Annotated in this window: 4 protein-coding genes and 1 tRNA gene; 1 reads left to right on the top strand and 4 read right to left on the bottom strand. The window is 58.2% G+C overall.

Going from position 1 to position 2,383, the window contains the following annotated elements:
- Nucleotides 1-85: 85 nt before the first annotated feature.
- The 4 genes from JMF90_RS33620 to JMF90_RS33605 form a co-directional block, all read right to left on the bottom strand.
- On the bottom strand, nucleotides 86-403 hold the full coding sequence (locus tag JMF90_RS33620) for a hypothetical protein (protein WP_201316657.1): 318 nt from the start codon (nucleotides 401-403) through the stop codon (nucleotides 86-88).
- Between the two features lie 182 nt (nucleotides 404-585).
- Nucleotides 586-843 (bottom strand): Imm74 family immunity protein, encoded by a 258-nt coding sequence (locus JMF90_RS33615; protein WP_201316658.1) that lies wholly within the window; start codon nucleotides 841-843, stop codon nucleotides 586-588.
- Between the two features lie 18 nt (nucleotides 844-861).
- Complete coding sequence (locus JMF90_RS33610) at nucleotides 862-1,191, bottom strand: hypothetical protein (protein WP_201316659.1); 330 nt, start codon at nucleotides 1,189-1,191, stop codon at nucleotides 862-864.
- Entirely contained in the window at nucleotides 1,188-1,499 is a 312-nt protein-coding gene (locus JMF90_RS33605; protein ID WP_006477212.1) for an Imm53 family immunity protein, read from the bottom strand. The genes JMF90_RS33610 and JMF90_RS33605 overlap by 4 nt, the downstream gene beginning before the upstream one ends.
- A 608-nt stretch (nucleotides 1,500-2,107) precedes the next feature.
- Between JMF90_RS33605 and JMF90_RS33600 the strand changes: the two genes are divergently transcribed.
- Nucleotides 2,108-2,184 (top strand) — tRNA-Val (locus JMF90_RS33600).
- Nucleotides 2,185-2,383 lie beyond the last annotated feature (199 nt).

Below are 2,383 nucleotides of genomic sequence, written 5' to 3'. Positions count from 1 at the left end.
AAACCGGGACGCTCACCGCTCGGATGCACAGGGTTTCAACTGGATCGCGCGCCGGTTATCCACACACCGCCGCTTACGCTTCGGGTCACTTCGTCCCGACTATCCCGAGAATCTCGCCGGTTTCCGGCGCGATGACGTAGTGGATCGACTTCCCGAGCCGGTTTGCATTGCCCAGTCCGCGCATGCCCGGAATCAGCTTTGCCACGAACGTGATGGTGACGACATCGTCATCTGGCATGGGGTCCACCGTGGATGCCCTTTTATCCGTGATGCAGATCTCGAAGTTATGCAGATCCTGCCCGGTCGCCGCAAAGTCTTCGTAGGCAGCCTTCAGGCCCAGCAGCGTCGCTGTGTTGAGCGTGACCGAACACTGGTCGACCGTGCCGAAATTCAACGTACTCATCGTGTTCTCCGAATATCACCGGGCGAAAACTGTCCGCACTGCCGGATGCGCGCGGCAATGCCCGCGGATATCGTGATCCCGTTATCGGGTCCGTGCGGGCGGCACATGATCGGTCCCATTACCTGCTCCCTTTGCAAGCGCCACTGGCATCACCCTGCTCTTTCCTGGGTGTCATGACTGGCTCAGGATTCGAAATCAACCGTTGTACGTCGCGCCAAAAAATAGTCGGTGATCGCCGAGATCATGGCCTCGCGTGTGGCGTTATCGATCGTCTCGCCATCGCCTTGGGGCTCGACGTACTTCATCGAATCGACATAGACGACGAATGCGGGACCGTTGTCCACGCCGGACAACAATGCCTCGCCAGGCACCCGCACGGTACGCTTTCCGTCGGACAGCACGATTTCTCCGCGCGACACCATCAGGACCGTGTACGTCATCGCGTTGCCTCGCGAGATTCAGTCATGTCGTTCGACCACGTATTGCGACGGCCCGCGCCATGCAACCGAACGGTAACCACTTCGAACGACACCGATCTCTCGGTAATACTCGACGAGTGCCTGCGGGCTCCAGTCGCGGCCCGAGGAAAACAACGCATCGAGATCGATAAGCGCGGCAACGAGCGTCTGGCGATCGGTATCGTGTGCGATCGCTCGTTCCCACCGATCGGATTGGCGAGCGAAGCCCAACTGCATCAGCACGTCGGCGGCAGCCATCAGGTCGGTCACGACGACCGCAACACGGCCGGCAATATCCGTCACCAGCATCTCATTGACAGGTGCCTTCATCGGTCGCTTCGTCCTTCGTCGGTCATCGCGCTCCAGTTGATCCACTCGACCGCGAGTGCCAGCAACTCGGCCAAATTGCCCGCGCCGCCGTAGCCGGCAAATTCGGCGCCCGTCGCACGAACGGATATCCAGTCCGACTCGTCGCGCTCGATCGCCAGGTCGATCATCTTGCCGAACGATCCGCCGTCGAGCTTTACCTTCCATCCCGGATTATCGAGCGTGGCGATCTCGATGGCGTGCGCGTGTTCCCACACGCCATCGCAACGCGATTCGTACCAGCGCTGCAACGCAGTCAATGAATCGATCAAGTGCCGTGTCTCTCAGTTTTTTGCCGCGAACCCGTTCGTCGGGCGTTTGCATTCTGGATGCCGGCGATTCTACAGACATGACGGCTCACGCATCGCTCGAGTGCTTCACAGCGTTCCGCTTCGTTCATCCAGCCGCTGCACGCAGTGCATATCCTGAGCGGATCACAGTCGACGGACTGTGCTTATCCAAAGGTGTTAACAGGGTTCGTATATATACGTAGTGATAGTTAACAAGCGCTGTGCCCCACAGTGGATAACCTCCGTAACGCACTGAATTCCCAACGCGAAGCGAAATGCATAACCCTGGGTGCGCGACGTGAACAGCGGCCGGCAGCACAGAACAACTTTTCGTCGATTCACAGCCGCGCCGACATATCCTCAATCGTTCCACTGTGAATCCAGAGACTTCCCGGACGGTTATCCAGAGGGCAATGTGGATAACACCGCATCACATCGACGCGTTTTGCTGTGATGCGAACGGGTGAAGCTCACGCTCGCGGCATCGCGAGGCAACATCGATCGTCAGCCCACCACACACGTCGATTCAAAAAATTTTCACGAAGGGGCTTGTGCTCCCCCAAAACCCTCTCTATAATTCGCGGCTTCTTAGGCTCGTAGCTCAGTTGGTTAGAGCACCACCTTGACATGGTGGGGGTCGTTGGTTCGAATCCAATCGAGCCTACCAACGAACAAAATGAAGGGGTCCGGCAGCACAACTTGCCTACAGGCAACGCGGCTCGCCAAACATACAAACGCCACGCGGCAACTTCGCGTGGCGTTTTTCTTTTCTGGTCCGAAACAACGCAAAGCAACGCATGAAGCGTCGATGCGTTGCGCGATACACGGCCCGGCATCGCATCGTCATCGACCATCCGATCCGCCAC

This window comes from Burkholderia sp. E168m23 (assembly GCF_016586125.1).
In the GTDB taxonomy this organism is placed as follows: domain Bacteria; phylum Pseudomonadota; class Gammaproteobacteria; order Burkholderiales; family Burkholderiaceae; genus Burkholderia; species Burkholderia orbicola.
Note: the sequence above shows the minus strand (reverse complement) of the source record. Positions and strands in the feature narration are given on the sequence as shown.